Source organism: Chitinophaga sp., from assembly GCF_036566945.1.
Lineage (GTDB): Bacteria > Bacteroidota > Bacteroidia > Chitinophagales > Chitinophagaceae > Chitinophaga.
This window is the reverse complement of the sequence record NZ_DATCVJ010000338.1, coordinates 1-6,280: the sequence shown is the minus strand read 5'-3', so window position 1 is coordinate 6,280 and position 6,280 is coordinate 1. Positions and strand designations below refer to the sequence as shown.

Annotated in this window: 5 protein-coding genes; 1 reads left to right on the top strand and 4 read right to left on the bottom strand. The window is 45.7% G+C overall.

Translation table 11 applies throughout. The features are described from left to right. The 3 genes from VIP81_RS10050 to VIP81_RS10040 all read right to left on the bottom strand — a co-directional run. Positions 1-2,685, bottom strand: a 2,685-nt coding sequence (locus tag VIP81_RS10050; protein WP_331959330.1) for a SusC/RagA family TonB-linked outer membrane protein, incomplete at its 3' end; no start/stop codon positions are given. 155 nt (positions 2,686-2,840) lie between these two features. Next, a complete protein-coding gene (locus VIP81_RS10045) occupies positions 2,841-4,085 on the bottom strand; it encodes a FecR family protein (RefSeq protein WP_331959327.1) in 1,245 nt (414 codons plus the stop codon). Between the two features lie 59 nt (positions 4,086-4,144). After that, positions 4,145-4,708 carry an RNA polymerase sigma-70 factor gene (locus VIP81_RS10040; protein ID WP_331959324.1) on the bottom strand — a complete coding sequence of 188 codons (564 nt, stop codon included), beginning with the start codon at positions 4,706-4,708 and terminating at the stop codon, positions 4,145-4,147. A 175-nt stretch (positions 4,709-4,883) separates the two neighbouring features. On the opposite strand from VIP81_RS10040, the gene VIP81_RS10035 reads away from it, so the two are divergent. Next, positions 4,884-5,477: a 2OG-Fe(II) oxygenase gene (locus VIP81_RS10035; protein WP_331959321.1), complete on the top strand. Its 594-nt coding sequence runs from the start codon at positions 4,884-4,886 to the stop codon at positions 5,475-5,477. Between the two features lie 182 nt (positions 5,478-5,659). On the opposite strand, the gene VIP81_RS10030 is transcribed toward VIP81_RS10035, so the two are convergent. After that, positions 5,660-6,280, bottom strand: a 621-nt coding sequence (locus tag VIP81_RS10030; protein WP_331959318.1) for a hypothetical protein, incomplete at its 5' end; no start/stop codon positions are given.

The following is a 6,280-nucleotide window of genomic DNA, read 5'->3' as shown; positions in this document are numbered from 1 at the left end:
CTCGTCATTAAATACTACTTTGTTTTGTGCATAGGTATAGTTGAAACCAATGTTATAGCTGAAATCTTTATTCACCCGGAAATGATGTGCTGCCTCTACTTCAAATCCGTGTTTGTCTACGATCCCGATATTTTCCGAAGGCAAACTTCCTGTAAGCCCTGTGGATGCCGGGATAGAAGCATTCCGCGGCGCCAGGATATGCGTACGGTGCGAAGTAAAATAATCAGCGTTCAGCGTAAACAGTCCTTTGAGAAAAGAAGATTCAAATCCTATATTTTTTGTTTCCGCTACCTCCCAGGTAATATTTGGATTAGGAGAAATACCGGCAGAAAGACCCTGTACTCTTTGCGGATCATTGCCAAAATACACACCATTATCTTTATTATATTGTAGGAGATATTGGTAAGGATCAATTTTATCATTTCCTAATTTCCCCCACGAAGCTTTTATTTTAAGCTGATCCATCAGCGTAATGTTATTCTTGAAGAAAGGTTCTTCTGAAATACGCCAGCCTACCGAAACGCCGGGGAAAGTACCCCATCTGCTGTCTCTTGGGAAATTATAGGAGCCATCATATCTCAATATAAATTCTGCGAGATATTTATCTGCGTAGCCATAGCTCACACGGCCAAATATATTCCGCCGGGATACCGCCGCTGCGGAACCGCTGTTGTCTTTGTCTTTATCCGCACCTAATGAAATCTGATCCACCTGGTCGCTCAGGAAATTCCTGCGCATAGCAGTAATACCTTCGTTGTATCCTTCACTTTGTTCATAGGCCACAAATCCACTGACATCATGCAGCTGAAACCTTCTTTCATAGGCCAGTCTTACGTTATACGTTTTGTTAGCATAGGTTCGGAAGCCTTCGTCGAGCTGCATGGGCTTCTCTTCATTCTTTACGTTGTTATATACTTTAGCCACCGGGTCATACCGAAATGCATCCCAGTTATTCAGGAAGGTTTTATCGTTATGAAACTGGAAGTCAAACGCTGCCAAACCACTCAGGGACAAACCAGGGGTAATGGAAGGCAATTTGAGATCGAAAGAAAAGTTAGATTGTAAAAAGTAGTCCTTTACTTTATTGTAACCGGTAGCGCCGCTTGCCATCAGCACCGGGTTACGGCCACCAGCCAGGCCGGGACCAGGTAATCCGTTTGGATAATAGTCCGGCAAGGTAGGATAGGCAGATAATGTTTCCCCGAAAATAGTACCGCTGTTGTAGTTCGAATAGTGTCTGTCTTCCACACGTCCAGAAACATCCACGGCTACTTTCAGGTTTTTGGTGATGCTCGCGCCTACGTTCGACCGTAAATTATATTGATGAAAATTGGTAGCAGAATTATGATAGATACCATCCTGGTAAAGGTATTCACCAGAGATGAAATAGTCTACACGATCGCTGCCGCCGTTCACCGACAGGGCATGACGATTTTGCGGTGAATAATCTTTGATCACGGCGTGGTACCAGTCTGTATTGGGATGACCAAGGGGATCGCTGCCATCTGTATATTTTCGTATATCCTCGTCCGTGAAAAGCAGGGGCTTATTGGAGCGCGCATATTTTTCATTCATGTAGGTAGCATACTGTCCGGCATTGAGCAGCTGGGTAATATAGGTAGGCTGCGACAAGCCATAGCTGCCGTTATAGGAGATCACCGGTTTGCCGGGCTTTCCTCTTTTGGTGGTAACGAGGATAACGCCGTTGGCCGCCTGTGCGCCGTAAATAGCCGCGGCTGCATCTTTCAGCACGGTAATACTTTCAATATCGTCGGAGTTGAGGCGTTCGAAAGCACCGCGATTGGCTACGCCATCTATTACGATCAGTGGACTGTTATCATTGAGGGTACCTTTTCCGCGGATGAGGATACTGGAATAATCATTACCCGGTTCACCGCTGCGGTTGTTGGCGATGATACCGGTGATGCGGCCTGCCAGCGAGTTGGATAAATTGGGAGACGGACTTTGTTTCAGTTCTGATCCTTTCACGCTGGAAACAGATCCGGTCACATTTACCTGTTTTTTGGTGCCATAACCGATTACCACTACATTATTTAAGGCAGAAATACTGGTGCCCAGTACCACATTGATCGTTGTTCTGCCGCGGATCACTTCTTCTTTTTTCTGATATCCTATGAAAGAGAATACCAGCGTGCCGTTGCCATCTTTGAGTCGGAGACTGTAGCGGCCGTTTTCATCCGTGAGGGTGCCGTTGCCGGAATGTAGCAACCCTACGCTAACCCCAGCCAGTGGCTTGCCTTCCTCATCTCTGACAACGCCGGCAATCACGTGTTCCTGCACCACGACTGGTTTAGCGGGTGCCTCAAATACCACCACCGTTTTATTGGTGATGCGGAAACCCAGTGGCAGGCCGCTGAAGCTGGTTTCCAGAATTTGCTCAATGGTAGCGTCCTGCATCGATACGCTGATCGCCGGCATTTTTTGAACATCTTCATCGTTGTACAAAAACTGGTAATCACTTTTTTGCTGTAGAAAATTAAACAGGCTGGAAATCTTCGCGTCCTTCAGGGACACAGATAATTTAATTTCCTGGGAATAGCTGGCAGCGCGCAACTGCAGTATACATGCCAGTGTGAGGAATAAGGTAAGTCGCATTGTACGGGAGATAAGTACCAGCAATTGTTTGTCGTCCGGGGGATTCCCGGCGCTTGCTTTTTTTTTCATAACTTTGTTAAGCATAATAGTTAGACAATACCTGTCTGTGTCCTTTTCACAAATACAAACAGGTTGTTTGGCATTATTAGCCGGGGATGTTTCCGCATTCCCGGTTTTTTTTTGATTTTGGTTACATGGAATTATATCTAATGGTTGACTAATTATTATTTGCGACCGGGCAAAACCCTTAACAGCTGGCCTTCTTGTAAAAACCGTACTTTGCCGGTTGTTTCCAGGAATGCTAATATTTCACTCAGTTGTTTACTTCTGATGATCCTACCGGTAAAGTGGGCATTCAGGTCTACCCCTTCCTCATGCACGATGATGACATTATACCACCTGGCTAATTCATCGAGGATACCGGAGAGTGGTTCACTTCGAAATATGAATAATCCGTTTTTCCAGGCGAGTACCGCGTCTATATCGGCGGTTTGCATTACGAGTTCGGTGCCTGTTACCGCCTGCTGACCGGGCTGCAACACTTTGCTGATGGAGTTGTTTCGTGTACTCACTTTCACCGCGCCGCTGACCAGCGTAGTGCGTTCATAACGTTCACTGCTATACGCTTTTATATTAAAAGAGGTGCCCAGTACCTGGATGGCTGTTTTGCGGGTATGTACCACAAAAGGATGTGCGGCATCGGATGCTACTTCAAAGTATGCTTCCCCGTTGAGTTCCACGCTGCGTTCTTTTCCGGTGAAGGCCGCCGGGAAGCGCAGACTGGAAGCCGCGCCCACCCATACATGGCTGCCATCCGGCAGTACTACTTTATAGTCCATTCCCTTGGGTGTAACCAGTTGTTGTATTACAGCGGCACTTGTTGAGCTATTCGTATTCACGGGATACGACAGACTACCCGCTTCAGTGCGGGCAATGGTGCCTTCCATGGCGTGAATCATTTGTCCGCCTGTTTTGTTAAGTGGAATGGCTTCCTGGTGATCGATGAGCAGTTGCACAGTATTAGGCGATGGCGGCGGAGCGCTGCGTTGCCATGCCACCACGGGCGCTTTCATGCCAGCGCGTGGCACACGCAGGAAATACCACCCGGCGGAAGCTACCGCTAGTAAAGGAATGGCAACAGCTGCATAGCGTAGCCATGGTTTAATAAAAGTCGTTGTCTGATGCGATGCTGCCTGCCCGGTCTCCTCTTGTTGAAACGCTGCGGGTACTTCTTCTGCATGAATGCGTTGCATCAGTTGTGCAAATGCCGTTTGATTATTTGATTGCTCCAGTTGAGCCACGCGATCTCCCAGCTGATCGGGGTCGGTAAGCTGTTGCCACAGCGCCTCATGATCCGGATCTTCGTTTCTCCATGCCTGCAGCTCCAACATTTCTGCCGCGGTAATATGCCCGGTTAATTGCCGGGATATGAGTTGTGCGATTGCTAAGTTTTTGCGGGTACTTTCCATAACTGATGTTGCATAAACAACCAGTTGGAAAAAGTGGGTGACAAGAAAATCACTTTTTTTTAAAGTATTTTTCCGAAGATGAGTAACAGCTGGCAGGGCTGACTTTTAAGGATATCGCGCATCATGCGCAGGGCGCGGGTTTTCTGCGTTTTCACCGTATTAACGGACACATGTAAACGTTCGGCAATTTCATGATTACGCAATCCTTCAAAATAACCGAGGTGGATCACCTGCCGGCATCCGGGAGGTAGTTGTTGTAATGCCTGTTGTATTTCTCCGGCTACTTCTGCTTCTATCAGGCGAAGCAGGAGATGTTTATCTTCCGGTACGGGTGGTTGGGTATTATTATACCTACGTATTACCTTTTCATGTTTGTAAATATTAAGGCATTTATTTTTTACGGTGAGATATAAAAATACTTTGATAGCAGATAGATCGGTGAAGCTATCCATCCGTTGCCACAGGGCTACAAATGCTTCCTGTACAAGGTCTGCGGCTTCCTCTCCCGCAGGCAACATCCCATTGGCAAATAGGACTAACCTATTATTAAACAATTCGAATAACGTGGCAAATTGCTTCTCTTTTTCCTGTTCCGGTAGCTCAGCACGCAGTTTATCAGTCATGTGGCAGGGGAAGTTTCATATACTTCCGCCGTGAAATTAAAAGATTGAAAAATAAAATTCGCGCAGATATTAACCTGTTTTGAAAGAATATTAACTAGTAACAGGGCAAAATCCTTTTATTACAGCTACCTTCACCCAACTACGGATAATTCTGTCCCTATAACGCTCCTTCTTTTTGCAACAGTCCTTTGACACATTGATCAACAGCTTCATTGAAAGCAAAGTAGGTATCTCAGAAAATTTTTTAAGCATTCAGCTTGCTAAAGACTTAAAAGAAAACCTGTTACATCTCCACTCCGAAAAAAGCATGCTGGCGGCAGGTACCGGCAACCAACAAGCAGTAGCGCACGACAAAGCCGTTCGCGGTGATGTAATCTACTGGCTGGACAAGCAGCATAATAATGTACATGAAAATGCATTCTTTGCCGTGATGGACGCTTTTATCTTATACCTGAATGAATCCTGTTATACTGGTATTACGGGGTATGAATTTCACTATACCTTATATGAAACGGGTAGTTTTTATAAGAAACACCTGGATCAGTTCCGTAATAATGATAGCCGGCAGTATTCTATGATTATTTATCTGAATACCGACTGGGTGCCTGCTGATGGCGGACAGCTCTCTATTTACCATACTGGTGGCGATTCGCAGCAGGTAGATCCCAGCAGTGGCAAAACGGTTTTCTTCAAAAGCAGTGAACTGGAACATGAGGTGTTGCTTACCAATAAGCCCCGGATGAGCATCACGGGCTGGTTGAAGCGGTAGGTGCAGACTAAAGGGTATTTTTTCACGCAAAGGCGCAAAGCAGCAAAGAATACAAGATTACTTTATTATCTTGTTTTATAGCTATGGCATTAGCTTCACGCGCTGCGAGCTTAAAATTCGCTTAGGTACTCTTTGCTGCTTTATTTCTTTGCTGCTTTGCGCCTTTGCGTGAAAAAACAAATTTATTTACCATAGTTATACGCCTGCACTACCATGTCGATTTCATCGACCGTATAGTCGTGGCTGTTAATGAACTCCACTATGCTGGGTTTATCGGCCAGAAATGCTGATAGTTCTTTTTTGAACTGCTTTGACTTTTTAGGCACTTCCTGCACGATATCTGAATTTTTCTTTTTCAACATATACCGGGAGGTAGGGGTTGTTCTCGGCCCTCCTACGTAAGTGGCTCCTCCTGGCCCTGCACCAGTGAACCAACCTCCTCCTCTGTTCTTTTCAAAATAAACCAGGTACAAACAAAGGTCTCCGTTAATCCGCAGCTCCCCAAAGCATTTGGAGTACTTTGCGTTTAGCAGGCTCACTGGCAGTTTAACGTTGGAAAGGGTGTGAAAATCTGCTTTATCACCGTCTTCATGAAACCCGATGCACTCCTCTGCTGTAATAGTGACTGCCTTTGCAGTAAGGGATTCTTTAAACCGGAAACTGTTGGGCGATTCGAAGGTATATTTTATTAACCCGCTTTTCTTTGTGGAATCAGGCAGGTAATAGTATCCGGTGCTGTAATAGCTTTCTCCGTAGTTGTCACTAAAAATATTTTGTGCAGATAACCGAGTGCTGTATAGTCC